The following is a 25,741-nucleotide window of genomic DNA, read 5'->3' as shown; positions in this document are numbered from 1 at the left end:
AAGACGTTGTTCGGTGAGTGCCACGGTCTACTCCGATCGCCGGTGTTGTTCACCCACTACGACCAGGTCGGCCCGCGATCTGTGACAGGCCCGTCGGCACGGCCCGAGGCATGACGAAGCCGTCGTGCGCGCGGGCACACGACGGCTGCGGCTGCGACAGCGGTACGGCCGCGGCTGCGGCTACAGAGCCAGCGTGATGGTGGTCGGCGTCCCCCGCCAGGCCATCTTCGCGTAGGGACACAGCGAGTCGGCCTTCTCCAGGAGCGGTGCGGCGGCCTCCGGATCGACGCCCGGCCACTTGACCACCAGGTCGACGCGCAACAGATAGCCACCGTCCTCCGGATCCCGGCCGAACGCCACGGTCGCCATCACGGAGATCGTGGCCGGATCCAGCCCGGCCTGCCGTGCCACCAGGCTCAGCGCCCCGTGGAAACAGGCGGAGAAACCGGCGGCGAACAGCTGCTCCGGATTGGTCCCGCTGCCGTCGCCGCCCAGTTCCTCGGGCATGCGCAGATCGATGTCCAGCACCCCGTCGTCCGAGCGCGCCCGCCCCGAGGCCCGCCCATGACTCGCCGCCCCGCCGCTCACCGTCACCGTCGTGGTGTAGATGGGGGAGAAGGACTCCCCGTCGAAATCCTTCTCGACGGACAGATCGGGCAACGGGCTCCGCTCGGTCACCACGGGCGGCCCACCGAACCGGCTTTGCCGTATTCCATGTCGTATGCACCTTTATGTAGGGGGGAAGCTCATGGCTCCGGACAGCCTGTTGACCGGCGAGTCACCCCGCTTGTGACACCGCCCCCGCCGCCCAGGTGGCCCGCACCGCCAGTACGGACGGATCGGCCCGTTCGGGCAGCGGAGCGAACCCGGCCCCCCTCAGCTCCCCGACCACCTCCGCACGGCCCGCCGGCCACATCCAGAACGTCTCGTGGTGCTCACGCAGCACACCGCCCTCGCCGCGCACCCAGTAGTCGAAGCCGGTCCGGATCCGGTCCCCTTGGGGCGAGGCCACCATGCGCCCGCCGTACTCGTGCCGGCCGATGCGCTGGGCCGGGAACTCGTACGTCGTCTCGTGCCGCGGCGGACGGGCGGGCGGCAGCTGGACCAGCAGCACACCCCCAGGCACCAGCGCTCGGGCCACGGCGGGCCACAGGGCGCGTCGCGAGACCGGGTGCAGACAGGCGATCGTGTTGTGGCACACGGCGACATCGGCGACCGCGCGCGGATCCGCCTCGTCGAGCCGGTGCGGGTGCACGGTGACCCGTCGTCGCCGGTCGGCGGGCAGCGACGCCAGGCGCGTCATCAGCGGCGCACGCATGGAACGCGTGGGCTCCACCGCGTGCACGGGGACGCGCGAACCCGCGGGGCTCATCAACGTCACCCGTCCGGTGCCGGCGCCCACGTCCAGCACACCGACCCGGGCGCCCGCGACATCACCGCCGTACAGCCGACGCACCCGGGCGTCGTCCCGCTCCGCCTGCAGTACGTCGTAGAACTCGGCGCTGATCGCGTAGGCGTCCACCGCCTCCTCCCCGCCGAGGGGGGAGCCGTTCGCCACCGAAGGGGGAGAAGGATTGCGCATGGCATGTCCTCGGCGGCCGGTCAGCCCTGCCGGTCGTGGCGGGCGCGCGCCCGGACGACCGTCTCCGGGGGAAGCGCGCCGGTGCGGGCCAGCCGGTCCAGGGCGGCGACGACGATCGACCCGGCGTCCACGTGGAAGTAGCGGCGCACGGCGTCACGGGTGTCCGACAGTCCGAAGCCGTCCGTGCCGAGCGAGGTGTGGTCCTGCTCCACCCACTGGCTGATCTGGTCGGGCACCTGCCGCATCCAGTCGCTGACCGCCAGGACGGGCCCCGGCGCGCCCGACAGCGCCGCCGTCACGTACGGCACGCGTTCCTCGCCCCGCAGCCGCGCCCTGTCGGCGCACAGCGCGTCACGGCGCAGCTCCGTCCAGGAGGTGACCGACCAGACGTCGGCGCGCACTCCCCACTCGGACGCCAGCGACTCCTGCGCCGCCAGCGCCCAGTGGATGGCCGTGCCGGAGGACAGCAGCTGGATCCGCGGTCCGGCCGCGTCGGGATCCGCCCGCCGGAACCGGTACATGCCGCGCAGGATCCCCTCCTCCACCGACGGCCCGCCGGGCATGGGCGGTTGCCGCTTGGGCTCGTTGTAGACCGTCAGGTAGTAGAAGACGTCCTCGGGCCGCTCGCCGTACATCCGGCGCAGCCCCTCCTCGACGATCACCGCGATCTCGTACGCGAAGGCCGGGTCGTAGCTCACGGCGGCCGGATTGGTGGAGGCCAGCAGATGCGAGTGCCCGTCGGCGTGCTGGAGGCCCTCGCCGGTCATCGTCGTACGGCCGGCCGTCGCACCGATCACGAAGCCGCGGCCCAACTGGTCGGCCAGCGCCCAGAACTGGTCGCCGGTGCGCTGGAAACCGAACATGGCGTAGAAGATGTAGAAGGGGATCATGGGTTCGCCGTGGGTGGCGTACGCCGTCGCCGCCGCCGTGAACTCCGCCATCGACCCGGCCTCGGTGATGCCCTCGTCGATGAGCTGGCCGTCCGTGGCCTCCCGGTAGCGCAGCAGCTGATCGGCGTCGACCGGCTCGTGGGTCTGGCCCTTCGGCGACGGGACTCCATGGCGAGGTCGCCCGGGAACGCGGGCTGCGCGGACGCCGGGATCGTGTTGACGTGGTCCGAGGTCGGCAGGCCCGGGACGGCCACCCCGGCGCGGGCCGCGTACTCGTGGACGCGCCGCAGCAGATACACGGCACGGTCGGGCCCCGCGTGGGCGATGACGGCGTCGAGCGACGCCCGCCATTCCGCGGTCTCCTCCGCGTCCAGGTCGGGCAGCTGGTCCAGCTCGCTCGTCGTACCGAACTCCGCCGGCCGGGCCGGGCCGTTCACGACACTCGCCCGTTCGCGGGCACGACGGGCCGCCCGAGCCACTCGGCGAACGCCATGTGCCCCAGCCGGGCGCCCTCGCCGGGCAGCAGCGTCCGCTCTCGCAACTCGGCCCCGAAGTACCGGGCCCGCGGGTCGGGGACGACGACCCGTCCGTCCTCGCGCGCGGTCACCACCTCGCTCGCCAGCTCGTCGAGCCGGCGCACCTCCGGCCCGGCGACCTCGCCGAGACCGAACAGCGGAAGCCCTACGGCGACATGCGCGACGGTGACGGCGACGTCCTCCGTCGACACGGGACGCACGAGCACCGGCGCCACGCGCACCTCGTCGGCGAAGGTGTTCCGCTCCACCATCACCTCGATGGACTCGAAGAACGGGGTGGACCGGACGACCGAGTGCGGAACCGGCGAGTTACGCACCATGTCCTCCTGGAGCAGTTTCGCGCGGAAGTAGTCCGACCACAGCAGGTCGGCCCCCACGGCGGAGAGCACCACATGGTGCTCGACACCGGCCGCGACCGCGGCGGCCAGCAGATTGGTCGTGGCGGTACGGAAGAAGTGCAGCCCCGCGCCCTCGGTCCGCGCGGGCGCGTCGGTGACGTCCACGAGCACCTCGGCGCCCCGCAGCGCCTCGCTCAGACCGTCCCCCGTGAGCACATCGACACCGTGGTGACGGGAGACCGGCACAGCCTCCACACCGTGGTCCCGGAGCCTCGCCACCGTTCGAGAACCGATCCGGCCGGTGGCGCCTGCGACAACTACCCTCATCTGGAATCCCTTTCCATGAGTTCCCGCATACACCACATACGACAGACCACGTCCCACTGTTGTGACAACGAGCGCGACGACTGTCACAGAGACAGTGCGCCACCGCACGCCCCGTAATCACGACAAGTCCGCCTCCTCGCCGTAGGTCGGGGCGGCGTGGAGACGGACCGTGTGTGCCTGGTCGGGGAGGGTGTCTAGCCGAACTGGCCGGGCTGGTAGTCCCCGGCGGGCTGCTGGTTGATGACGTTGATGCGGTTGTAGGCGTTGATGACGGCGATGAGCGAGATCAGGGCGACGAGCTGCTCCTCGTCGAAGTGCTTCGCGGCGTTCGCCCAGACGTCGTCGGTGACACCACCGGCCGCGTCGGCGATACGGGTGCCCTGCTCCGCGAGTTCCAGCGCGGCACGCTCGGCCTCGGTGAAGACCTTGGCCTCGCGCCACGTGGCGATCAGGTTGAGGCGCTGCTGGGTCTCGCCGGCCTGGGTGGCGTCCTTGGTGTGCATGTCGGTGCAGAAGCCACAGCCGTTGATCTGGCTCGCGCGGATCTTCACCAGCTCCTGGACGGTGGCAGGCAGTGTCGAGTCCGACACCACCTTGCCGGCCGAGTTGATGTGCTTCAGTACCTTGCCCGCGAGGGGGTGACCGAAGTAGTTGAGACGCGGTTCCACGGTGATCTCCTTGCCGTGTGGCGGATACACCCTACTGACCAGGTAGCCCGGTCGATCCGTGACAGGAAGGCGGATGTGACCTGCGTCTCACGCGCGGCCCGCTCTCCGCCGCCGCCTACTTGGTGAGCCAGAGGTCGGGGCCGAAGACCTCGTAGTGGATGGCGGAGGGGTGCAGCCCCTTCTCCAGCAGCTCGCCGCGCACCGTCCGCATGAACGGCAGCGGCCCGCAGAGGTAGGCGGTGGTGCCGGGCGCGGGGGTGAGGTGTTCGAGGGTCGCGCGCCCGGCGAACGCCTGTGCGGCGGGCGCGCGGTGGGCGTCGTTCTCGTACCACAGGTGAAGATCCGCGCTGGTCAGACGGCTGACGAGGTCCGCCTGCTCGTCCCGGTGGACATGGTCGAGGGGCGAGCGGTCGGCGTGCACGACGGTGACGGGGCGGGCGGAGGAGGTGAGGGCGAGATGGTCGAGCATCGACAGCATGGGGGTGATGCCGATGCCCGCGGAGGCGAGGAAGAGAGGGGTGTCGGCCTCGGGCAGGACGAGGTCGCCGGCGGGCAGCGACACATCGAGGATGTCACCCACCTCGGCGTGCGCGTGCAGCCAGGACGAGACCTCGCCGTCGGGGACGGTGCCGTCGGTGGTCCGCTCGCGCTTGACCGTGATGCGCCAGGTCTTGTGATCGGGCGCGGTGGACAGGCTGTACTGGCGGATCTGGTGGGCGCCGTCGGGCAGTTCGACGCGGACACTGACGTACTGTCCGGGCCGGAAGGCGACGGTGGGACGGCCGTCCGTCCGGCGCAGGACCAGGGACACCGCGTCGGCCGACTCCTGACGACGCTCGGCGATCTCCATACGCCGCCACACGTCCCCGTCCGCGACACCGGCCTCGGCGTACAGCCGGGCCTCGATGGCGATCAGGGCGTTGGCCATCAACCAGTAGACCTCGTCCCAGGCGGCGCCGACCTCGGGCGTCACGGCGTCCCCGAGCACCTCGGCGACCGCCCCGAGCAGATGCCGTCCGACCAAGGGGTACTCGTCGGCGGTGATACCGAGCGAGACATGCTTGTGGGCGATACGCGCGAGGACCGCGTCCGGGCGTACGTCGGGCTTCTCGACCAGCAGGGTGGCGAAGGCGGCCACCGAGCCGGCCAGCGCCTCGCGCTGCGCGCCGGTGGCCTGGTTGGTCCGGTTGAACAGATGCCGCAGCAGCTCCGGCCGCTCCTCGAAGAGTCGCCGGTAGAACAGCTCCGTGATCGTGGTCAGCGAGGCTCCCACCACGGGAAGCGTCGCTCGTACGACGGGGGCCGACTGTGCGGAAAGCATCAGACACACTCCTCGGATCAGTGCTCGATTGAGATCGATTGATGGGTGGCTTGGCAGGTGGATTGAATTGGTATTTTGGATGCGTATTTTTGGTCGCTGTTCGGGCGTGGTCGGTGGCCCGAGGTGTCGGCGACGGTCGGGCGGTCAGCCCGGGGGAGCTCCCAGGGCCAGCAGTACCGGTCCTGTCGGGGATGTCACCAGGTCGGCGACGGTCACCCCGTTCAGTGAGGAGTAGAACGCCTCCTGCGCCTCCCGCAGTGCCCGCCGCAGCCGGCAGGCGCCCGCGAGGGGGCACGGGGCGTCGCCCTCGCACACCACGGCTTCCCGGTCCCCTTCCAGTGTCCTGACCAGGTCCCCCACCGGAGCGCTCCGGCCCGCGGCAGTGAGCGTCAGCCCGCCGTTGCGACCGCGCCGCGCCTCGATCACCCCCAGGTGCTGCAACTGCGCGATGGCCTTCGCCATGTGCGTGTAGGGGACGTTCACGGACTCGGCGATCTGTCGCGTGGTCAGCAACTCCTCGCCGTCCACGACGGCCAGGCGCATCACTGCCCGGAGTGCGAGATCCGTGTATCTGGTCAGCCTCACGGAGGCAGCCTATCAATGTTGCATCGGAGATACGTATTTAAGGGCAGTGGCCTACGTCTCGTCAGTGGCCGTGTGGTCAACGGATGTCGTGGGTGTGGGCGTGGTCGTGGCCCTTCGGCGGACGGCGAGACGGCGTACGACAACGACAGCCTTGACCAGGGCAACTGCCAGGACGATTCCCACAACCCGGCGCTTCCACGGGCCGGACCACGCCAACAGGAGCCCGCCCGCCCCGAGATGGACGGCCGCGACCAGCAGGGCAAGGGCGACGAGGCCGAGCGTCTTGCGCGATCGGGGCCGGGGCCGGGGCCGGTGCCTGGGTCGGGGTCGGCGGGTGGGCGTGGGCTCCTGAGGGATCGACTCGGCGCTCATGATGAGGACTTCACCTTCCGCGTTCTTGTTCCGCGTGCGTGCTGGTTCCGATGCGCATGACAAGGCGGCGAGTTGATCTGTGACAGCGGCCCCCGGCATCCGGCATCCGGCCCCCGGTCCACGGGTCCCACCGGTCGCACCGGACTCAGCGCGCGAAGACCGTGCTCATCAGGACGACGTGGGTGGCGGTGCCGCCGAGGATGCTCAGCAACGCGTTGCGGCGCCAGAGGTGCAGCGCGGCGGTGACGGTCAGGGCCAGCGCGGGGGCGAGGGCGCGTGTTTCGGTGAGGGGCAGGTCCCGCAGGCAGTAGACGAGCAGGATCAGCATGACGCCGGCCGGCATCCGGGTGCTGAGGTACTGCACGGTCGCGCTGGATCGCAGTGGGGCGAGCGCGGCGAACGGCAGGGCGCGCAGGGCCCACGTGACGGCGGCGGAGACGGTGACCGCGGCGATGAGATAGGGCGTGTCAGGCATGGCGGGGCTCCCCGGCGGTGGCGAAGCGGCGGGCCAGCAGCCCGGCCGTGAACAGGGCGAAGGCGGCCAGGAGCAACTGCTCGGGGAACAGCAGCCGGGCGACCACTGCCGCGAGCAGTGCCAGTAGCGGTGTGGGCAGGTCGCCTCGGCGGTCGCGCGGCGCGTCGAGCGCGAGGACGGCGAACAGCGCGGTCAGGGCGAAGTCCAGTCCGGTCACACTGCCGGGGAGGACCGCACCGAGAAGCGCTCCGGCGGTGGCCCCGGCCGCCCAGTACACCTGCATGAACACCTGGAGCCATACGATCCGCCGCCCCGACCAGGAACGGGCCCGCTCACCGGTGGCCAGCGCGTACGCCTCGTCGGTGAGGGCGAACGTGCTGTACGCCCTGCCCAAGCTGCCCTTCACCCGGTCCAGCGGGAAGGACAGTGCGTAGAAGAGGTGCCGGATGTTCACCAGGAGCGCGGTGAGGGCGACGGTCGCCAAGGGGGCGACGGCGACGACCAGACCGATGAGCAGGAACTCGAACGACCCCGCGTAGATCAGGGTGGTGAACGCGGTGGCCCACCACCAGTCCAGCCCCGACCGCGTCACGAGCAGACCGAACGCGAGGCCCAGTGGGACCAGGCCGAGACCCACGGAGGTGGAGTCCTTGAAGGCGGCGGAGCGATCGGGGACGTCGGTGACGGCCGCAGGTGTTCCGGGTGTTCCCATGGGGAAATTTTAGAAGGAATCGGACGTTCTTTGGTTGCCGATTATGGCTCTAGAATGCCTCTGTGAGCAATGAAATGCATATGGATTCCATCGATCACGATATTTTGTTTCATCTGCGGAAGGACGGTCGGCTGACCAACGTCGAGCTGGCGAAACGGGTCGGCCTCACCCCGCCGCCCTGCCTTCGCCGCGTCAAGCGCCTGGAGGAGGCGGGGGTCATCGCCGGCTATCGAGCCGTCGTCGATCCGGCGGCGATCGGGCGCGGTCTGGAGGTCCTCGTCGACGTCGAGGTCTCGGCCACCGACCGCGCGACCGTGCGGGCGTTCGAGGAGACCGTCGCCTCGTACGACGAGGTCATCGAGTTCCGCCGACTCTTCGGCCGCCCCGACTACTTTCTCCGCGTCGCCGTCGCCGACCACGCCGCGTACGAGGCCTTCCTCACCGTCAGACTCACCGGGCTGCCCGGCGTCCTGCGCACCGAGTCCCACCTGACCATGAAGAAGATCAAGGCCGTCTGAGCGCGCCGGAGAGGCTCTGGCCCTGGCGCAGCCGCCGGGCCTCCTCGAAAAGGCGGTTCGTGTGGTTCGCCAGTACGCCGCCCAGGAGGAGGTCCGGGGTGTAGAAGGACCGCGCGGCGGCGGCCACCTCCCGTGCGGTCAGGGCGATCTGGATGATGTCGGTGCGGCGGAGCTCGTCGATCGAACTGGCCCAGACGACGCGCCGCACATCCGCCCACGCCAGTGCGCTCATGCACATCGAACAGGGCTCACCCGTGGTGTAGAGGGTCGTCCCGGACCATCCCTGGTTGCCGTGTCGGCGTACGTAGTCGTTCATCGCGACCACCTCGCCGTGCAGCAGCGGACTGTCCGCCCCGGTATTGACGCCTCTTCCCAGGACCTCACCGCTACGCGAGTCGACGATCACCGCGCCGAACGGCCACTCGGGGTTCCTGCGGGCCTGCTCGACGGCCAGCCACATGAACGGTTCGTGAGACGTGGTGCCACCGGTGGCAGCGGCGGCCTGCGAGGCCGTCGCCGTCGCCGTCGCCGTCGCCGTCGCCGTCGCCGTCGCCGTCGCCGTGTTCGGGTTCGTGTTCGGGTTCGAGGTCGGGTTCGAGGTCGGGGAAGGGGCGAGTGGTGCCGCGATTCCGGTCACCACGGCGCCCCATCGCCCGAGAAACCGCCGCCTGCCCGAATCCATACGCTTCTCCTCGCCCGACGCGATGATCCCTCTGAGTCACCGAATCATCGCAGAGCGTCCCCGTCCCGCCTCGCGGGTCTCGGCCCGCGCCTCGCAGAGTCGGGCGAGGCGGGCGAGCATCGCGCGATGGCGTAGTTGGATCAGTGCCTCCACGCCCACGTTGTGGAGTGCTCCGCCCACGCCCTGCAGCGGGTGTTCGTCCGCGATCACCAGGCAGTACGGTCCCCAGGGGTGCAGCTCGATGGAGATCCGCGCCGTCCCCAGCGCGCCCGCCCGCGCCTCCAGTCCAAGCTCGGAGCCCTCTTCGCAGTGCCGGACGACGGTCTCGTTGGTCAGCCGCAGGGGACCCAGGCGGACCTCGTAGCCGATCGCCGAGTCCCGCTGTGGCCACTGTCCCCGCACCGGCTCGGTGGCCGACGTTCCCACCACCCACTCCGCGTACCGGGTGCCGTCCGCGAGCACGTCCCACACGATTGCTGGGCTCACCTTGATCAGACGATGCCGTACCGCCATGCCGCACCTCCGGCCCATCCGCCTCGGTCGCCCGCCGAGTGCCCGGTCCGTCGAGATCCACACCCGGCCCATGGCGAAGGGGTGGACCGGAGGCCGCGCCGGAGCCGATCGTAGGGCCATGACTGATGTGTACGCGGATGGGGCTGGGGCTGGGGCTGGGGCTGACGGTGAGGGCGATGGTGGGGGAGCGGGTGCCGAGGCCGGGGAGATCCGCCGGTTCTGGGAGGCGCTCGGGCTTCCCGGGCTGGTCGACGTCCATACGCACTTCATGCCGGAGCGCGTCCTGCGCAAGGTGTGGGAGTACTTCGACGCGCTCGGACCGCTGACCGGTGGCATGGAGTGGCCGATCAGGTATCGCGAGGAGGAGGCCGAACGGGCCGCTCTGCTCCGGGAGTTCGGCGTACGGGCGTTCACGGCGATGCTCTACCCGCACAAGCCCGGCATGGCCCGGTGGCTGAACGGCTGGGCGGTCGACTTCGCCCGCCGTACCCCCGACTGTCTGCACACCGCCACCCTCTTCCCCGAGCCCGGCGTCGAGACGTGCGTCCGGGAAGCCGTCGAGGCGGGTGCGCGCGTCTTCAAGGCACATGTGCAGGTGGGGGCGTACGACCCGGCAGACGAACTCCTCGACCGGGCCTGGGGGTTGCTGGCCGAGGCAGGCGTGCCCGTGGTGATCCACTGCGGCTCGGGCCCCACGCCCGGCAAGCACACCGGCCCCGAGCCGATCGCACGGGTGCTGGCCCGGCACCCCCGGCTGCGGCTGATCGTCGCGCACATGGGGATGCCCGAGTACGAGGAGTTCCTCGGGCTCGCCGAGCGGTACGGGGAGGTGCGGCTCGACACGACGATGGCGTTCACCGACTTCACCGAACGGTTCATGCCCTTCCCCCGCCGGGCCCTGCCCCGCCTGACCACCCTCGCCGACCGCGTCCTCCTCGGCTCCGACTTCCCCAACATCCCCTACCCGTACCTACACCAGCTCCATGCCCTGGAACGCCTCGACCTGGGCGAGGAGTGGCTACGGGGGGTGTGCCACGACAACGCGGCTGAACTGTTCGGGCTGTGAGGGGCGTGCGTCCGCCGGGGCGGTGGCTCGACTTGATAGGCAAGTGGTGACTTGCCTATGCTGGGGGTGTGGCCGACGACGATCTGTTCAAAGCCCTGGGTGATCCGACCCGTCGCACCATCCTCGATGAGCTGACCGAGAAATCAGGACAGACGCTGTTCGAGATCTGTGGGCGGCTGAGCATGAAGCATGGGCTCGGGATCTCGCGGCAGGCGGTCTCTCAGCATCTTGCCGTGCTGGAGACCGCCGGGCTCGTCGGGACGAGGCGGGAGGGCCGCTACAAGTTCCACGACCTGAACACCGCCCCGCTGCGACGGATCGCCGAGCGATGGCATGTGCCCGACGCGGGCGGCCCCGAACCGGCGGCAGGCCCCGAACCGAAGGAGAGCACCCCATGAGGATCCATCTGACCAGCGTCTTCGTCGACGACCAGGCCAAGGCCGAGCACTTCTACACGGAGATCCTCGGCTTCGTGAAGAAGCACGACGTCCCGGTGGGCGAGAAGGACCGCTGGCTGACCGTCGTCTCGCCCGACGAGCCCGACGGCACCGAACTCCTCCTGGAGCCCGCCGGCCACCCGGCCGCCAGGACCTACCGCGACGCCCTTGTCGAGGACGGCATCCCGCTCGCCCAGTTCGCAGTCGACGACGTACAGGCCGAGTACACCCGCCTGCACGGCCTCGGCGTCCGCTTCACCCAGGAACCCGTGGAGATGGGCCCCGTCACCACCGCCGTCTTCGACGACACCTGCGGCAATCTGATCCAGATCGCGACACAGCCGCAGTGATCGCGGCGCGGTCGCCGACGGCCGCGGAGCACCGCACTCCGGGTGCGTGAACCGCCCGTCCCCGTCGAGGAGTTGGTCCGGGCCGAGGCGTTGGTCCGGTCTACGCGTCCTGCTTACGGCGTACCATCTCGGTGATCCAGACGGGTGCGAACGGCGACGTACAGCCCGGGGAGGTCGGATAGTCCTTGAGCACCGCCAGGCGCTCACCGATGGCGAGCGCACGGGCGCGGTGTTCGGGGTGTTCGATGCCGATCTGGGCCAGACAGTGGTTCATCGCCCACTGGAGGCGGTCCGGGGCGTCCTTCATCTCCGCCTCGATGACGTCGAGCAGACCGGGGAGGTCGAGGCCCTCGGACTTCTTCGCCACGCGCTCGGTGGTCAGCGCCCAGCACCCGCGTGCACTACTACCGCGCCGGTTCCGCGGGTTCGGCGCTCGCACTCGCCGACGTACTGCCCGCGCTGGCCTCCGGCGCTCGCGTCCTGCACCTGACCGGCATCACCCCGGCGCTCGGCCCCTCGGCGGCCGAAGCCGTGCTCGCCGCCGCCACGACCGCGCGCGAGGCCGGCATCACCGTCTGCCTCGATGCCAACCACCGCTCCCGGCTGTGGACCGCCGACGAAGCCCGCACGGCGCTACGGCCGCTGCTCGCCCACATCGACCTGCTCATCGCCTCCGAGGACGAACTCCCCTCGTGCTGGACCGCCCCGACGCGGGCGAAGCCGAGGCCGTGCGTTCCCTCGTGGCGATGGGTGTCGCCGAGGTGGTGGTGAAACGTGGCGCACGTGGCGCGACCGGCTTCACCGCCGACGGGCCGACCGACCGCGCGGCCCGCCAGGTCGAGGCCGTCGATCTGGTCGGCGCCTTCGTCGCCGGATACCTGTCCGGCGTCCTCGGCGAAACAGCGGGGCGGAACCGCTCTGTGAAAGTGTTCGACGAAGGAAAGTTTCGTTCTTCGCGGCGGAGAAATTAACAGCGGGATGTTCCGGAGGCCAGAGCCGTGACGGTGCGAGATGCCAGAATGAACCGGGCACAACCAGCAGACGGGCGGGCGACCTTGGCTGACTTCGCGGCCGACGGCACGGTGGACGACGGCACGGTGGACGACGCGGGCAGCGGGCCGGTGAGCGGGAACGAAGGGCGGGGCGACACGTCCCGGCCGGTCACGATCGCGTTCATCGCCGAGTCGGCGGGGGTGTCCGTCCCCACCGTCTCCAAGGTGATCAACGGCAGATCCGGTGTCTCCGCCGACACCCGCGCCCGTGTCGAGGAACTGGTCAACCGCCACGGCTACCGCAAACCCACGGGCGCCAACCGGAACAACGTCGTGGAGCTCGTCTTCCGCGAGCTCAAGCACATGTGGGCGGTCGAGATCATCCGCGGTGTCGAGCGGGTGGCCCGACAGCACCGCGTGGGCGTCATGGTGTCCGAGTTCGGGCTGTATGACGCGGACCCGCTCACCTGGGACGACACCGTCTCCCGGCGCCCGAACTGCGTTCTGTCCGTGGCCCAGCTCTCCGCGGCCGAGCGGGAGCGGCTCAGGGCGAAGGGCATCCCGTTCGTCGTCGTCGACCCGGCCACCGAACTACCGGACGACGTCCCGTTCGTGGGCGCCACCAACTGGTCCGGCGGCCGGGCCGCGACCCGCCACCTCACCGAACTCGGACACCGCCGCATCGCCATGATCGGCGGCCCGCAGGACCAGCTGTACTGCTGCGCCCGCCTGGACGGATACCGCTCCGCGATGGGGGCCGCCGGCCTGCCGGTCGCACCGGAACTCGTCGTGCACGCACCCCTCACCAGCGAGGACGGCCACACGGCGGCGCGTTCCCTGCTGGCGCTGCCCGAACGTCCGACGGCGATCTTCACCACCAACGACCTTCAGGCGCTCGGCGTCTACCAGGCGGCACGCGAGGCCGGACTGCGCGTCCCGGACGACCTGAGCGTCGTCGGATTCGACGACCTGCCGGTCGTGGCCTGGGTGGACCCGCCCCTGACGACCGTTCACCAGCCCCTGACCGAGATGGCCGTGGCCGCGACCGAACTGGCCCTCACCCTCGGACGGGGCGAAACCGCACCCCAGGCCGGCCTGGAGATCGCGACGACCCTCACGGTCCGCGCCAGCACGGCACCTCCCGCCGGGAGTTGACCCACGTCGGTAATTGACCCACGACGGCATCGATGCCCCGGGACCGATCCACCGGCGGCATCGATCCACCGGGGCATTGACCGTCCGTACGGCCGTAACTAGCCTGATCGAGAAACTTGTCCGTCGCTGGAAGAGAAACTTTCGTAGCCGCGAAGGGACCGATGAAGGTGACGAGCGCCTCCGGAACGGAAAGTAGTTTCAGCAACCCGGTGATCCCCGGCTTCTACCCGGATCCGTCCATCTGCCGGGCGGGCGACGACTACTACCTCGCCTGCTCCAGCTTCGAGTACTTCCCCGGCGTCCCCATCCTCCACAGCCGGGACCTGGTGCACTGGACGCAGATCGGCAACGCGCTCGACCGCCCGAGCCAACTCCGTCTGCCGCCGGACACACCCTCCTCCGGCGGGATCTACGCACCCACCCTCCGCCACCACGACGGCCGGTTCCGGCTGATCGTCACCAACGTGAGCGGCGACGGCAATCTGCTGTTCACGGCCACCGACCCGGCGGGCCCCTGGTCCGAGCCGATCCGACTGCCCGGCGTGCACGGTATCGACCCCGACATCGCCTGGGACGAGGACGGCACCTGCTGGTGCACCACCGCCGGAGTCGGACAGATCCGCCTCGACCCGCACACCGGGGAGACCTACGGAGAACGTCGGCGGCTGTGGTCCGGGGTACCCGGCGCCAAGGCGCCCGAGGCACCCCATCTGTACCGCATCGGCGACCACTGGTACCTGCTCATCGCCGAAGGCGGCACCGAGCGGGGCCACGGAGTGTCGATCGCCCGGGGCCGCACACCCACGGGCCCGTTCGAGCCCTGCCCGGCCAACCCGATCCTGAGCCACCGGAGCACCGACCACCCCATCCAGAACACCGGCCACGCCGATCTGGTGCAGGGGCCCGACGGGTCGTGGTGGATGGTGCTGCTCGGCGTACGGCCGGGGGGCGGCACCCCCGGCTGGCACGTACTCGGCCGCGAGACCCATCTGGTGCCGGTCGAGTGGGTCGACGGCTGGCCCGTCGTCGGCGAACTGTCGACCGTCATGCCCGCCCCGCCCTGGCCCCTCCGGCCACCCGCCGCCGCGCCGGAGCGCCGGGACGACTTCGACGCGAACGAACTGGCCCCGCACTGGGTCTCCCTGCGCGACCGCCCCACGGAGAACTGCACCACGAAGGAACGCCCCGGCTCACTCACCCTCCGGGCGCGTGGCGGATCGCTCGACGACACCGACGTGCTGTTCGTGGGTCGACGGCAGCAGCACCGCTCGTGCCGGGCGCGCACCCTGGTCGACGCGGCCCAGGGGCGGGGCGGTCTGGCCGTACGCCTCGACGAGAGTCACCACTACTCCGTCGAGACGGAGGCCGCGACCGGGCAGGTACGAGTCCGGGCCCGCATCGGCCCGTTGAACACGGTCGTGGCATCCCGACCGGTGTCGCCGGGCCCCGTCGTCCTCCGCGTCGACGTGACGTCCGTGGACACCGTGAACGACCCCCGTACCGGCCCCGACCTGGTCTCGCTCGGCTTCGAGGAACCGGACGGGACCTTCGTCGCACTGGCCTCCCTGGACGGCCGTTACCTGTCCACGGAGGTCGCCGGCGGCTTCACCGGCCGAGTTCTCGGCATGTTCGCCACGGCCGGCTCGGTTCACTTCGACTGGTTCGACTACGAGCCACTGGACGCCTGAGGCGACCCCGGCCTCAGCCCTTCGCTTGCTCGGGCTCGGGCTCGGGCTCGGACTGGGACTCTGACGGTGCCTGGAGCGGTGTGGCCGGTTCCTGGGGGTCGGGGGCGGTGTAGTAGACGGAGGAGCCCTGCCTCGTGCGCTGTGCGTTGCTCTTGGCCACCAGGCCTTCGAGGGTGGTGCGTACGACATTGGTCTGGATACGGCGGTCGGGGTGAGCCTGCGTGAGCGCCGTGGCGACCTCGGCGGCGGAGTGCGGTCCGCTCTGCTCGGTGAGGTGGACGCGGATCAGCTCGACGAGTGTCGGCTGAGTCTTCTTGCCGGTGCCGGTGGCGGTGGCCGTGGTCGAGTTCGCGGGCTTGGCGGGGGTGGCCTTGGCAGCGTCGGCCTTCGCGGTGGTGCTCTTGGCGGCGACGGGCTTCTTCGCCTTCTTGACGTCCTGCGGGGCGGCAGGCTTCTTCGCCCGGGTCCGCCTACCGGTCGGCGAGGAGGTGGTCGAGGTCTTCTGCCGGGGAACGGAAGGTGCCGCGGCCTCCTCGGGCGAGGGTGCGGGAGTAGGTGTGGGCGTGGGCGTGGGTTGAGGCTCGGCGGTGACGGGTTCAGGTGTCAGGACGCCGAGTGCCTGTTGCATGTTCGCCAGCACGCTCTGGTCCTGCTGGAGGCCGCGGAGTTGGTCCTGCAGCGCCGCGATCTCCTCGCGAAGCCGGTCCTGCTCCTTGGCGTTGCGCTCCAGGTCGGCGGAGACCTGGGCGGTGTACTGCGCTTTGAGGTCGGTTGTCTCCGAAGGCGTTGCGGTCATGGCGGTTACCTCCCGGCAAATGGATGTGGTGTGTGCGGATGTTACTCACCATTTCCTGTTCACAACCCATGAGTCTGCGGAGATTCCCACCGGAGAGGGGTGCCGCCCCGGGGATGGGGCGGCGTGAAGGAGGTCATCGGGTTGATGTCGTACGAGTGAAGGTGCCCCGTGCCGTTGTCGTGCGGCCCGCGCGGCAGCCTGCGCTGTTTCTCGCGCACCCGGTCCAGGTCGTCGGCGCAGGCGCGGTACAGACCGCTGACGTGGTCGAGGCCACCAGCCCTCGAACGGCCACAAGTGATCGGACCGGACGGGCAGCGGTCGGCCGAAAGTCGGAGGAATCCGGAGCGCGGCGGAGGGGCGCGGGCCGATGCCCGGCAGCACGGGGCCGATGCCTGGTACTACGGGGCCGGGAAGCGGAGCGGCGCGGAGTGATCGGCCCGTCTGGCTGCGTGGGCCGGGGATGAGTGTCACGCTTGTCGTAGGTCCGGGCATTCACTGGGGCGGCGAACGCGCCCGCGCGGTGGCGATGACCGTCACCGGGCCATGGGCGCGGCCATCACCTGTCGGAAGGTGGCAGACAGTGAGCACAGAGCCCTACTCCGAGGACGATCCGCGCGTCACGCCCTACCTCTGTGTCGACGGCGCGGCGGCCGGGATCGACTTCTACATCGCCGTCCTGGGCGCCACGGAACGCATGCGGATGGCGGGACCCGACGGCAAGGTCCACCACGCCGAGCTGCAGATCGGCAACTCGGTCGTCATGGTCGCGGACGAGTTCCCCGACCTGGGGTTCCGTAGCCCGAAGACGCTCGGCGGGACACCGGTGAACCTGTATGTCTACGTCGACGACGTGGACGCCGTCTTCGCCGCGGCACTCTCCCTGGGGGCGACCCAGATCAACGCGGTCAAGGACGAGTTCTACGGCGACCGCGTCGGCCACTTCGAGGACCCCTTCGGCCACCGCTGGCACGTCGCCACACATGTGGAGGACATCTCACCGGAGGAGATGGAGAAGCGGGCGGCGGAGGCCATGCCGAGCGACGACTGACCTGCCCCGGGCATGGCCATGACCTCGGGTGAGTCTCCCATTTCCGTTGCCGAGGAGAAGTGGTGCCCCCGATGCTGAGGGCATGAGGTACTACATATGCGGCTGAGGCTGCGTCAGTTCAGGCTCCGGACGGGGCCGCACGAGCACCGTGTCGTCCAGCCCCGGCAACCCCTTCGCCACACGACTCTGCGAGCCCCCGAACCCATCGGCATGCTGCTCGGGGACCACGACGGGCTGAACCGGCTCGCGGGCCTGTTCTCCTTCGCCGCCTACTCCCGGCACACGATCGTCCACGTACCGCTGCGCGACAGCGTCCCTCCCGACGAGGGGCACGGCGAGCCGGTCGACCTCGTCCTCGTCCACGACACGCTCGGTCTGCGCCCCAGCAAGTGGCCCGAGTTGCGGCGCGGGCTGGTCAACGGCACGCCGCTGACCGTCCGCACCGACGAGGCACGCACCGCCCGGGACGCCACCTCGTGGCGGGCCCGGTGCGGGCGCGCCGACTTCGACGAGGAGGTGCGGCATGCCACCCATGCCCGCACGTTCTTCCTGTTCGGCTGCCGTGACGTCTTCGCCGAGATCTCCATGTCCTGCGCCTACGCGGCGGGTTGGGGCCCGCGACAGAAGGGCGTCGACAAGGGCCGCTCGGCGTACATGACGGGACTCACGTCGCTGGTCCAGGAACCCGGTGGTGGCCACCCCCTCGAACTGCTGGTCTGCTTCAAGCCGTATCCGCCGTACGCCCACTTCGTACGTCCCGGGCGACGAGGCGGGGCGTGAACTCGGCGGTAGCGCGCCCGATGGGCAGACCACACCACGCGGCCCGACACCGGACGCTCGACGCGAACAGCCCGTCGAGAACCCGACCGAGCGAAAACCACTGTCAGCCGTCCATGCATGGCCGTTCGGCGAACACCACGGCTCGCGGAGTGTGTCGTTGGTGGCGAGGATGTTCTCGGCCGGTCCGTCGTCGCCGACCGGACGACGGAACACATGGCCCGCCGCGTTGCCCGCGTGACCGGGCCGGTAGGGGATCAACAGGAAGTACACCGTCCCACCGGTCTCCTGGACGACCACGATGTCCTCGACGAAGTCGTTCGAGGGCCGGCGGCGGCGTCGGACATCCAGCGGTCCCTTCACGGTCGGTTCACGGTCGGTGCTGTGGGGCGCGGCGCGGTGCGTCATGGTGCGTGCTTGCTTCTGCCCACTACGCCCGCCCGCCCGACGCGGTGACGGCGTCCTCGCGTGGTGATGGCGTCGTGTCCGGTCGCCAGCCCAGTTCGGGCGCGATCAAGTGGCGTACGTCGTGCAGGATCTGCTCGTAGTCGGCCCGTCGGAACTCGTACGGCAGTTCAAGGCGGAGTTCCGAGACGGACGCCACCACGGGGTCGGCGGTGAGTTGTTCCAGGATCTGGTCGGCGGTGCCCACGACGTCCGAGGCGAACAGGGTGCGTTCGGGGCCCTGTGGCGCGAGCGTGCGGGCGTGCCGGGCGGCGGCGTACGCCCGGTAGCGGGCCCGGGTGGAGAGGTCCGCGCCGTCGAACGGGACGATCACCCGGCCGAGCGCCACCCGCGTCGGCCGGCCCCCGGCGAGGGTGCGCCCGTACGCGGAGAGCAGGGCGAGTTGGGCCGTGGTGAAGTCGTCGGTGGCCTCGCCGGTGACGATGTTGCCGGTGAGCAGGTTGAGGCCGTGCTCCGCGGCCCAGCGGACCGAGCGCAGACTGCCTCCGCCGTACCAGACCCGGTCCACCAGGCCGGGACTGTGCGGCTGGAGGCGTGGCCGCTGGGTGTTGCCGGGGGAGTGGATCACCGTGTCCGGGGTGCCGAGGTAGTCGCCGCGCAGGTGGTCGACGACGCGGGCGATCCTGCCGTACGACAGGTCGAAGCCACGCCAGTCGCCGTCGTACACCAGGTCGCCCAGGAGTTCCGCGTGCGGCATGCCCGTGCTGAAGCCGGCCTGGAGACGGCCGCGGGACAGTACGTCGGCCAGCGCGAGGTCCTCGGCGAGCCGGAACGGGCTCTCGTACCCGATCGGGATGACCGCCGTCCCCAGTTCGACCCGCTCCGTGCGCTGCCCGGCCGCGGCGAGGAACACGGCGGCCGAGCCGACGCCGTGTTCGAGGTGCCGTTGCCGGATCCAGGCGCCGTCGTAGCCCAACTGTTCGCCGTACTCGAACAGTTGGAGTGTCTCCTCCAGACCGGTGTACGGGTCGTCGTCGGCGAAGTTGCCGGGGGTGAGAAACGCCAGCGAGCTGATCGCGGGGGTACCCATGCCGTCTTTGTCCCTCTCGGTCGTGTACGAGATAAGAGTGCGTGTGCGTGCGGCGCTCAGGAACCGCCCCGCTCTCGGGGGAGCTTCTGCCCGGCCTCGATCGCCACCGGCAGGCGGTTCTCGGCCGGGGGCAGCGGGCAGGTGGCCAGGTCGGTGTAGGCGCACGGCAGGTTCGTCGCGCGGTTGAAGTCCAGGAGGACCGTGCCGTCCTCGGCGGGCGGCGCGAGGGCGAGGGCCCGGTTGGCGGCGTACGTGGTGACCCCGGAGGTCGCGTCGGTGAACAGCACCAGCAGGTTGCCGGGACCGTGACCGGGGAACGCGGTGAGGGCCAGGGGGCGTCCGTCGAGTTCGAACTCGACCCGGCCCGGAGCGTCGTACACATGCTCAAGGCCCTCGACCGCCGCGCCCACCGTCGTCGGCCTGGGCGTGTCGAAGGCCGTGTAGCGGCCGGTCACCGCCCAGCGGGGGTGCGGGGCGTAGGCGGGCGTACCCGTGAACGCGGTGCGCAGCGGGGCGTTCGGGTGGCGGGGGCGGACGATGTCGTGGCCGCCGCGCCTGGCCACCTCGATCACGGCGTCGCCCCAGACCGCGTTGACCCCGCCGCGCTCCGGCAGCACCCCGAAGCGGTACTCGCCTCGGACGGGGGTGCCGTCCACGACCAGGTCCGCGCCCTCGTCACCCGCCGTACGTGCGTCGCGCTCGTCGAGGACCACGACGACCCCGTCGGGTCCGGTCGACCAGGCGCCCGGAGCGTCGGGGAAGCGCCGCGGCTCGTCGCCGAGCCAGTGCAGGCCGGTGATGGCGAGGAAGCCGTGCGGGTCGGCGAGCCGGGCCTCCTGCCCGGTGTGCCACTCCTGCCAGTCGCGGCTGAACACGGCGTCCGCGGTGGTGTCCTGAGTGGTGTCCTGAGCGCTGTCCCGAGCGCTGTCCTGAACGGTCATGCGTGCTCCTCGGTCTTGCGCGAAGGGGAGGCGGCCGTGGTGTGACGGCCGCCGGGGATCGCCGCGAGCAGTTCGCGGGTGTAGTCGTGGCGAGGGTGGGCGAAGAGGTCCTCGGCGGTGCCCGTCTCGACGATGCGGCCGGAGCGCATCACGGCCACCTCGTGCGCGATCTGCCGTACGACGGACAGGTCGTGCGAGATGAACAGATACGCCACCCCCGTGTCGGCCTGGAGTTCGGCGAGCAGGTCGAGGACCTGGGCCTGCACCGACACATCGAGCGCGGACACCGGCTCGTCGCACACCACCAGGTCGGGGGAGAGCGCCAGGGCGCGGGCGATCGCGACACGCTGCCGCTGGCCGCCGGAGAGTTCCGCCGGGCGGCGCTCCAGCGTCGAGGCGGGCAGCGCCACCCGCTCCAGCAGGTCACGGGCCCGCGCGCGCCGGGCGGCGCGGTCGCCGACCCCGAACGCGCGCAGCGGCTCGGTGATCACCTCGGCGATGGAGAACCGGGGATCGAGCGAGGCGTACGGGTTCTGGTAGATGAGCTGGGCCCGTCGGCGCAGTTCCCTCGCCCGTGCCCCGCGCGCGGCGGTGACATCGGCTCCGTCGAACACGATGTGCCCTGAGGTCGGGTCGGTCAGGCGGAGCACGAGGCGGGCGGTGGTGGACTTGCCGGAGCCGGACTCACCGACCAGGGCCAGGGTGCGGCCCCGGTGGAGGGTGAAGCTCACGTCGTCGACCGCGCGCAGGGTGCGGGCCGAGCCGCCGGCGCGGGGCAGGCGGAACTCCTTGACCGCGTTGCGGACCTCCACCAGCGGCGTCGCCGCCTCGGGAGCGGTCGGGGGTGTCGTCACCGTGGCCCGGGGGCGTGCCGTCGTCGGGCTCGGCGCGCTGGCCAGCAGCCGCCGGGTGTACTCGTGTCGTGGGTCGTCGAGGATGTCGCGGGTCGGACCGGCCTCGACGACCCGGCCCTCGGACATGACCACGATCCGCTGCGCCCGGTCGGCCGCCACACCGAGGTCGTGGGTCACCAGCAGCACGGCGGTGCCGGACTCCTCGGTGAGGTGCTGGAGATGGTCGAGGATGACCCGCTGCACGGTGACGTCCAGGGCGCTGGTCGGCTCGTCGGCGACGATCAGCCGGGGGCCGCCGGCGATGGCGATCGCGATGAGCGCCCGCTGCCGCATCCCGCCGGACAGCTCGTGCGGGTACTGCCGGGCCCGGGTGGCCGCGTCGGGCATCCCGGCCCGCTCCAGGATGGCGATCGCGTCCACCGGGGCGGAGCGCCGGGTGGCCGGCCCGTGGATGCGCAGCACCTCCGCGACCTGCTCGCCGACACGCTTGACCGGGTTCAGCGACACCGTCGGGTCCTGGGGCACCAGACCGATCCGCGCGCCGCGTACGGTACGCAGCTCGCGCTCGGACAGCGTGGTGAGGTCGTGCCCGCCGAAGCGGACCGTACCGGCGTCGATGCCGCCGTTCGCCGCCAGGAGCCGCACGATCGCGTGCGCCGTCGTGCTCTTGCCGGAGCCCGACTCGCCCACCACCGCGGTCACTTGACCCGGCCACACGTCCAGGTCGACGCCCCGCACCGCCTGTACGGTGCCGCCGCGCGTGCGGTACGACACCGACAGGCCCCGCACCTCCAGCAGGGGTTCCGATGTCGGCGCCGCCGCCGGTGTGGTCGTCATGTTTCCACCCGTTCCGGGGTCGTTCGTCGTGGGGGCGGTCATCGCTGTCGGCCCCATTCGCCGTCGAGCGCTCGCGCGACGCGGTTGGTGGCGAGCACGGTCGCGGCGATCACCAGGCCGGGCAGCGCGGTGAGCCACCACGCGTTGCCGAGGTAGTTGCGGCCGTCTGAGATGAGCGTGCCCCACTCCGGTGCGGGCGGCGGTGCCCCGTAGCCGAGGAAGCTGAGGGAGGACACGGCGAGGACCGCGGTGCCGAATTCGAGGGTGGCCAGGACGAGGACCGGGCCCACCGCGTTGGGCAGCACATGGCGGCCGAGCACCGAGTACCAGCGGGCCCCGCACGAGCGCGACGCCTCGACATAGACCGCCTGCCGGACCCGCAGCACCTCCGCGCGTGTCACCCGGGCGAAGCCGGCGACCCCTGCCGCACCGACCGCGACCGCCACCTTGACCGTCCCGTAGCCGAGCGCCGTGACCAGGGCCAGGGACAGGAACAGCGCCGGGATCGACAGCAGTACGTCGACGAAACGCATCAGCACGTCGTCGACCCAGCGGCCCACGAACCCGGCGAGCAGGCCGAGCAGACCGCCGACCACGAAGGCGACCGCGACCGCGATGAGCGTGGCCTTCAGCGACAGTTGGGCGCCGTGCACCACCCGGGCGAACAGGTCGCGTCCGAGTTCGTCGGTGCCGAACCAGTGCGCACCGCTCGGGCCGCGGAAGTTCTCCGTCGGCACTCCGTGCAGGGGGTCCTTCGCCGTGAACAGCCCCGGCCCGAACGCCGCCAGCACCACGAGGACCACGACCAGGAGCGAGACCAGCAGACCGGGCCGGCGCACGAAGAACCGCAGGGCGCGCCGGAGTTCGGGCCGCCGCCCGGCACCCGGGCCGATACCGGGCGGGACGGCAGGCGCCGGGGCGAGCGCGGCGCCGGTCACGATGCCATGAGCAACGCCGTCACCATGGGCAAGATCGCTGCTATGAGCAACGCCGCCGCCACGATCAACGCCGCCGGCCTGAGCAACGCCGCCGGCCTGAGCACCGCCGACGCCGTGGACATCGCCACCCTCGTGGACATCGCCGACGTCGTCGACGAGACGCTGGGTCATGCGAAACTCCCCTTCCTGCCCGAGGCCACCACGATCCGCGGGTCGAGGAGCGGATAGACGAGATCGACGATCAGATTGGCCAGTACGAAGATCAGCGCACCGAACACCACCACCCCCTGGACCAGTGGGATGTCCTGCGCGGTGACCGCGGCCACGGTCACCCGGCCCAGACCGTCGCGGGAGAACACGGTCTCCACGACCACCGAACCGGCGATCAGCTGCCCGGCGAGCAGCCCGACGACCGTCAGCGCCGGCAGCGACGCGTTGCGCAGCGCGTGCCGCAGATGGATCCGCAGCCGGCCCGCGCCCTTGGCCCGCGCGGTCTCCACATAGGCCTGATCCAGGGCGGTGAGCAGGCTCTTGGCCAGGACCTGGGCGATCTGCGCGCCGGTCGGGATCGCCAGCGTCAGCGCCGGCAGCACCAGGCCCCGCGGCCCGTCGTTGCCGAACGCCGGGAACCAGCGCAGCCGGAACGAGAACACCTCGACCAGCAGCAGCCCCACCCAGAAGGTCGGCACCGAGACCCCCAGCGGCGGCAACGACAGCAGCAGTTGCCGCAGCCACCGCCGCGAGGTGTAGGTCGCCAGCACCGCGAGACCGCCGCCGAGAACCACCGCGAGCAGCAGCGCCGTACCGGTCAGCGTCAGGGTCTGCGGCAGCGCGTCGCCCAGCGTCGAGGTCACCGGGCGGCCGGTGGAGATGGCGTCGCCGAAGTCCCCGCGCACCGCCCGGCCGAGATGGTCGGCGTACTGCGCGAGCACGGGCTTGTCGAAGCCGTACTCGTGGCGCAGCCTCGCCAGCTGCGCAGGGTCGACCGTGCCGGCCTCCGCCCCGGCGCCGGCCATCGCCGACACCGGGTCACCGGGGAGGAGGATCAGCACCAGGAACGAGACGGTGTAGGCAGCCCACAGCACCCCGACCGCCTGCGCGACGCGCTTGACCACATAGCGGCGCACGCGTCAGCCGATCCAGGTGTCGTGCAGCTGGATCCGGCTGGATGCCTCGAAGCCGAGGTCGTGCACCTTCTTGGCCACCCCGAGCTGGGTCTGCAGCTCCACCACGGGTACGACATACGCGTTCCTCACGATCAACCGCTGTGCCTGCTCGACCAGTTGCGCGCGCTCGGTGGCGTCGCTGGTCGCCGCCTGCCGGGTCAGCAGCGAGTCGAGCGGGCTCGCGGGCAGATGGTAGAAGTTGGCGAGCTTCGTGGAGTAGGAGCTGCGCAGGATGTCGGGGTCGGCGCGGGTGACATTGCCCCATACGGCGTCGAAGTCACCGGACTGCAGGGTCGTGGCGAACTGGCTGATCTGCCGTTCCTTGAGGACGATGTCGATACCGACGGCCTTGAGCTGCTGCTGGATCAGCTCCAGGGCGGGCTGGTTGGTGGCCGCGTTGGCGAACCAGGAGACGGTCAGGCTCAGTCTGTCGCCGTCCTTCGTCCGGATGCCGTCGCCGCCGGTCTTCCAACCGGCCTCGTCCAGCAGGGACTTGGCCTTCGCCGCGTCGTGCGCCAGGTCCTTGCCGAGGTCCGTGTAGTCCGGGGTGGTGTGCGCCAGGATGCTCGTGGCCGGCCGGGTGCCGGTCGGGAACACCGCGTCCACGATCTGCTGCCGGTCGACGGCGAACAGGATCGCCTGCCGTACCTTCACATCCTTCAGCAGCGGCCGGGAGTTGTTCAGCCCCAGGTTGAACACATTGCCCGGGTTGGCCCGTGCCGCCAGGTTCACCTGGGCACCCTTGAGCGCGCTCTCGTCGGCCCTGCCGACGCTGCTGATCGCGTCCACCTGACCGGACTGCAGGCTGCCGGTGCGCACACCGGCCTCCGGCACCACCTTGAACACCAGCCGGTCGAGGTACGCCTCGCCCTTCTTGCTCCACAGCGCGGAACCCCAGGCGTACTTGGTCCGCTTGGCCAAGGTGATGGAACGGTTCTGCACATACTGCTTCAGGGTGAACGGGCCGCTGCCGACGACCCCGTCGCTGCACTTCTGCTTCGGGGCCCGCTTCACGCTCGCCGACGACTCGATGCCCAGCGAGAACGTGGAAGTGGCCTGGAGGAACTGGGCGTTGGGCTGCTTGAAGCTCACCCGCACGGTGAGCGGGTCGACCACGGTGGTGCTCTCCACCCCGCTCAGATACCCCTGGGCCAGGGTCGCGAGGGCGCCCAGCTTCGGCACCGCGTCGAAGTTGTCCTTGACCACCTGCGCGGTGAGCGTTGACCCGTCGCTGAAGGTGACCCCTGATCGGAGGTGGAAGGTGAAGGTCTTCGTGTCCTTGCTGATGTCCCAGCTCTTCGCCAGCCACGGCACGATCCTGCCGGTCTTGGGATCCTGGTCGGTCAGGGAGTCGACGATCTGACGCAGGGAGTAGATGGTGTCGTTGCTGCCGACCTGCTGCGGGTCCACGCAGCCGGCGTCGGAGCCCACCGCGAAGGTCAGGGTGCCGCCGGACTTCGGCCGGCCGGTGCCGTCGCTCGCACCGCCGCCGCTTCCGGACGAGCAGGCGGTCAGCAGTGCACCGGTGGTGAGGAGCGCGGTCAGTGTCGCCCATCGGGCGGGGCGGGAATCCGGATGCGATATCACGGAAGTGGTTCTCCTACTCGAAAGCCGTCCCGCACGGGCTCGTGCGGACGGCGGAGATACGCGGATGGTGTCGCTCCAGGGCAGGACGACACGGC

28 protein-coding genes and 2 pseudogenes are annotated in these 25,741 nt (G+C 70.7%); 11 read left to right on the top strand and 19 right to left on the bottom strand.

What is annotated here, in order from left to right; genetic code table 11:
- Positions 1-180 precede the first annotated feature (180 nt).
- The 9 genes and pseudogenes from F9278_RS01305 to F9278_RS01265 all read right to left on the bottom strand — a co-directional run bounded on the left by F9278_RS01305 (position 181) and on the right by F9278_RS01265 (position 7,806).
- The gene (locus F9278_RS01305) at positions 181-678 is read right to left on the bottom strand and encodes an Ohr family peroxiredoxin (RefSeq protein ID WP_152166585.1); all 498 of its coding nucleotides are present in this window, start codon (positions 676-678) and stop codon (positions 181-183) included.
- A gap of 100 nt (positions 679-778) precedes the next feature.
- Positions 779-1,582, bottom strand: coding sequence for a class I SAM-dependent methyltransferase (locus F9278_RS01300; RefSeq protein ID WP_152166584.1), 804 nt, complete (start codon positions 1,580-1,582; stop codon positions 779-781).
- A gap of 20 nt (positions 1,583-1,602) precedes the next feature.
- Positions 1,603-2,649: pseudogene (locus F9278_RS01295) on the bottom strand (transketolase-like TK C-terminal-containing protein); the annotation flags it as partial.
- A 256-nt stretch (positions 2,650-2,905) separates the two neighbouring features.
- Positions 2,906-3,673 carry an SDR family oxidoreductase gene (locus tag F9278_RS01290; RefSeq protein WP_152166583.1) on the bottom strand — a complete coding sequence of 256 codons (768 nt, stop codon included), beginning with the start codon at positions 3,671-3,673 and terminating at the stop codon, positions 2,906-2,908.
- A gap of 194 nt (positions 3,674-3,867) precedes the next feature.
- The gene (locus tag F9278_RS01285) at positions 3,868-4,341 is read right to left on the bottom strand and encodes a carboxymuconolactone decarboxylase family protein (protein ID WP_152166582.1); all 474 of its coding nucleotides are present in this window, start codon (positions 4,339-4,341) and stop codon (positions 3,868-3,870) included.
- Positions 4,342-4,456: 115 nt separating this feature from the next.
- Entirely contained in the window at positions 4,457-5,662 is a 1,206-nt protein-coding gene (locus tag F9278_RS01280; RefSeq protein WP_152166581.1) for a globin domain-containing protein, read from the bottom strand.
- Positions 5,663-5,806: 144 nt separating this feature from the next.
- Positions 5,807-6,247 carry an RrF2 family transcriptional regulator gene (locus tag F9278_RS01275; protein ID WP_152166580.1) on the bottom strand — a complete coding sequence of 147 codons (441 nt, stop codon included), beginning with the start codon at positions 6,245-6,247 and terminating at the stop codon, positions 5,807-5,809.
- Positions 6,248-6,764: 517 nt separating this feature from the next.
- Positions 6,765-7,094, bottom strand: a complete 330-nt coding sequence (locus F9278_RS01270; protein ID WP_193241333.1) for a branched-chain amino acid transporter permease — start codon at positions 7,092-7,094, stop codon at positions 6,765-6,767.
- On the bottom strand, positions 7,087-7,806 hold the full coding sequence (locus F9278_RS01265; RefSeq protein WP_152166579.1) for an AzlC family ABC transporter permease: 720 nt from the start codon (positions 7,804-7,806) through the stop codon (positions 7,087-7,089). The genes F9278_RS01270 and F9278_RS01265 overlap by 8 nt, the downstream gene beginning before the upstream one ends.
- A gap of 80 nt (positions 7,807-7,886) precedes the next feature.
- On the opposite strand from F9278_RS01265, the gene F9278_RS01260 reads away from it, so the two are divergent.
- Complete coding sequence (locus F9278_RS01260) at positions 7,887-8,324, top strand: Lrp/AsnC family transcriptional regulator (protein WP_226966579.1); 438 nt, start codon at positions 7,887-7,889, stop codon at positions 8,322-8,324.
- On the opposite strand, the gene F9278_RS01255 is transcribed toward F9278_RS01260, so the two are convergent.
- Both F9278_RS01255 and F9278_RS01250 read right to left on the bottom strand, forming a co-directional pair.
- The gene (locus F9278_RS01255) at positions 8,311-9,006 is read right to left on the bottom strand and encodes a nucleoside deaminase (protein ID WP_226966578.1); all 696 of its coding nucleotides are present in this window, start codon (positions 9,004-9,006) and stop codon (positions 8,311-8,313) included. The genes F9278_RS01260 and F9278_RS01255 overlap by 14 nt on opposite strands.
- Before the next feature lie 36 nt (positions 9,007-9,042).
- Complete coding sequence (locus F9278_RS01250) at positions 9,043-9,519, bottom strand: SRPBCC family protein (protein ID WP_152173625.1); 477 nt, start codon at positions 9,517-9,519, stop codon at positions 9,043-9,045.
- A gap of 118 nt (positions 9,520-9,637) precedes the next feature.
- Between F9278_RS01250 and F9278_RS01245 the strand changes: the two genes are divergently transcribed.
- The 3 genes from F9278_RS01245 to F9278_RS01235 all read left to right on the top strand — a co-directional run bounded on the left by F9278_RS01245 (position 9,638) and on the right by F9278_RS01235 (position 11,372).
- On the top strand, positions 9,638-10,585 hold the full coding sequence (locus F9278_RS01245) for an amidohydrolase family protein (protein WP_152166577.1): 948 nt from the start codon (positions 9,638-9,640) through the stop codon (positions 10,583-10,585).
- Between the two features lie 68 nt (positions 10,586-10,653).
- Complete coding sequence (locus F9278_RS01240) at positions 10,654-10,983, top strand: ArsR/SmtB family transcription factor (protein ID WP_152166576.1); 330 nt, start codon at positions 10,654-10,656, stop codon at positions 10,981-10,983.
- Positions 10,980-11,372: a VOC family protein gene (locus tag F9278_RS01235; RefSeq protein ID WP_152166575.1), complete on the top strand. Its 393-nt coding sequence runs from the start codon at positions 10,980-10,982 to the stop codon at positions 11,370-11,372. Before F9278_RS01240 ends, F9278_RS01235 begins: the two co-directional genes overlap by 4 nt.
- Positions 11,373-11,472: 100 nt before the next feature.
- On the opposite strand, the pseudogene F9278_RS01230 reads toward F9278_RS01235, so the two are convergent.
- Positions 11,473-11,760 (bottom strand): annotated as a pseudogene (locus tag F9278_RS01230) (DNA alkylation repair protein); the annotation flags it as partial.
- Between the two features lie 8 nt (positions 11,761-11,768).
- Between F9278_RS01230 and F9278_RS01225 the strand changes: the two are divergent.
- From F9278_RS01225 to F9278_RS01215, 4 genes are all read left to right on the top strand, one after another.
- Entirely contained in the window at positions 11,769-12,143 is a 375-nt protein-coding gene (locus F9278_RS01225) for a carbohydrate kinase family protein (RefSeq protein WP_226966577.1), read from the top strand.
- On the top strand, positions 12,119-12,343 hold the full coding sequence (locus F9278_RS46745; protein ID WP_226966576.1) for a hypothetical protein: 225 nt from the start codon (positions 12,119-12,121) through the stop codon (positions 12,341-12,343). Before F9278_RS01225 ends, F9278_RS46745 begins: the two co-directional genes overlap by 25 nt.
- Before the next feature lie 84 nt (positions 12,344-12,427).
- The gene (locus tag F9278_RS01220; RefSeq protein WP_404818843.1) at positions 12,428-13,519 is read left to right on the top strand and encodes a LacI family DNA-binding transcriptional regulator; all 1,092 of its coding nucleotides are present in this window, start codon (positions 12,428-12,430) and stop codon (positions 13,517-13,519) included.
- A 161-nt stretch (positions 13,520-13,680) separates the two neighbouring features.
- Positions 13,681-15,207, top strand: coding sequence for a glycoside hydrolase family 43 protein (locus F9278_RS01215; protein ID WP_152166574.1), 1,527 nt, complete (start codon positions 13,681-13,683; stop codon positions 15,205-15,207).
- A 13-nt stretch (positions 15,208-15,220) separates the two neighbouring features.
- On the opposite strand, the gene F9278_RS01210 is transcribed toward F9278_RS01215, so the two are convergent.
- Complete coding sequence (locus F9278_RS01210; RefSeq protein WP_152166573.1) at positions 15,221-16,003, bottom strand: hypothetical protein; 783 nt, start codon at positions 16,001-16,003, stop codon at positions 15,221-15,223.
- A 580-nt stretch (positions 16,004-16,583) separates the two neighbouring features.
- On the opposite strand from F9278_RS01210, the gene F9278_RS01205 reads away from it, so the two are divergent.
- Together F9278_RS01205 and F9278_RS01200 are read left to right on the top strand one after the other, a co-directional pair.
- A complete protein-coding gene (locus F9278_RS01205) occupies positions 16,584-17,051 on the top strand; it encodes a VOC family protein (protein WP_152166572.1) in 468 nt (155 codons plus the stop codon).
- 96 nt (positions 17,052-17,147) lie between these two features.
- On the top strand, positions 17,148-17,831 hold the full coding sequence (locus tag F9278_RS01200) for a hypothetical protein (protein ID WP_152166571.1): 684 nt from the start codon (positions 17,148-17,150) through the stop codon (positions 17,829-17,831).
- A 427-nt stretch (positions 17,832-18,258) separates the two neighbouring features.
- Here the strand turns inward: F9278_RS01200 and F9278_RS01195 are convergent, their stop codons facing one another.
- From F9278_RS01195 to F9278_RS01180, 4 genes are read right to left on the bottom strand one after another with little or no spacing between them, the layout of a single operon-like run.
- On the bottom strand, positions 18,259-19,323 hold the full coding sequence (locus F9278_RS01195) for an LLM class flavin-dependent oxidoreductase (protein ID WP_152166570.1): 1,065 nt from the start codon (positions 19,321-19,323) through the stop codon (positions 18,259-18,261).
- A 56-nt stretch (positions 19,324-19,379) separates the two neighbouring features.
- Positions 19,380-20,264, bottom strand: coding sequence for a DUF1684 domain-containing protein (locus F9278_RS01190; protein ID WP_152166569.1), 885 nt, complete (start codon positions 20,262-20,264; stop codon positions 19,380-19,382).
- Positions 20,261-21,955: a dipeptide ABC transporter ATP-binding protein gene (locus F9278_RS01185; RefSeq protein WP_226966575.1), complete on the bottom strand. Its 1,695-nt coding sequence runs from the start codon at positions 21,953-21,955 to the stop codon at positions 20,261-20,263. The genes F9278_RS01190 and F9278_RS01185 overlap by 4 nt, the downstream gene beginning before the upstream one ends.
- Positions 21,956-21,993: 38 nt before the next feature.
- On the bottom strand, positions 21,994-22,893 hold the full coding sequence (locus F9278_RS01180) for an ABC transporter permease (RefSeq protein WP_404818842.1): 900 nt from the start codon (positions 22,891-22,893) through the stop codon (positions 21,994-21,996).
- A gap of 6 nt (positions 22,894-22,899) precedes the next feature.
- Between F9278_RS01180 and F9278_RS46040 the strand changes: the two genes are divergently transcribed.
- Positions 22,900-23,121 (top strand): hypothetical protein, encoded by a 222-nt coding sequence (locus tag F9278_RS46040; protein WP_193242107.1) that lies wholly within the window; start codon positions 22,900-22,902, stop codon positions 23,119-23,121.
- Here F9278_RS46040 and F9278_RS01175 read toward each other — a convergent pair.
- Together F9278_RS01175 and F9278_RS01170 are read right to left on the bottom strand one after the other, a co-directional pair.
- Complete coding sequence (locus tag F9278_RS01175; protein ID WP_152166567.1) at positions 23,061-24,020, bottom strand: ABC transporter permease; 960 nt, start codon at positions 24,018-24,020, stop codon at positions 23,061-23,063. The two genes, F9278_RS46040 and F9278_RS01175, sit on opposite strands and share 61 nt — an antisense overlap.
- A gap of 3 nt (positions 24,021-24,023) precedes the next feature.
- A complete protein-coding gene (locus F9278_RS01170) occupies positions 24,024-25,646 on the bottom strand; it encodes an ABC transporter substrate-binding protein (protein ID WP_152166566.1) in 1,623 nt (540 codons plus the stop codon).
- Positions 25,647-25,741 lie beyond the last annotated feature (95 nt).

This window comes from Streptomyces phaeolivaceus, from assembly GCF_009184865.1.
GTDB classification, from domain to species: Bacteria; Actinomycetota; Actinomycetes; order Streptomycetales; family Streptomycetaceae; genus Streptomyces; species Streptomyces phaeolivaceus.
The sequence above is the reverse complement of the archived record's forward strand: the minus strand, read 5'-3'. Positions and strand labels throughout refer to the sequence as shown.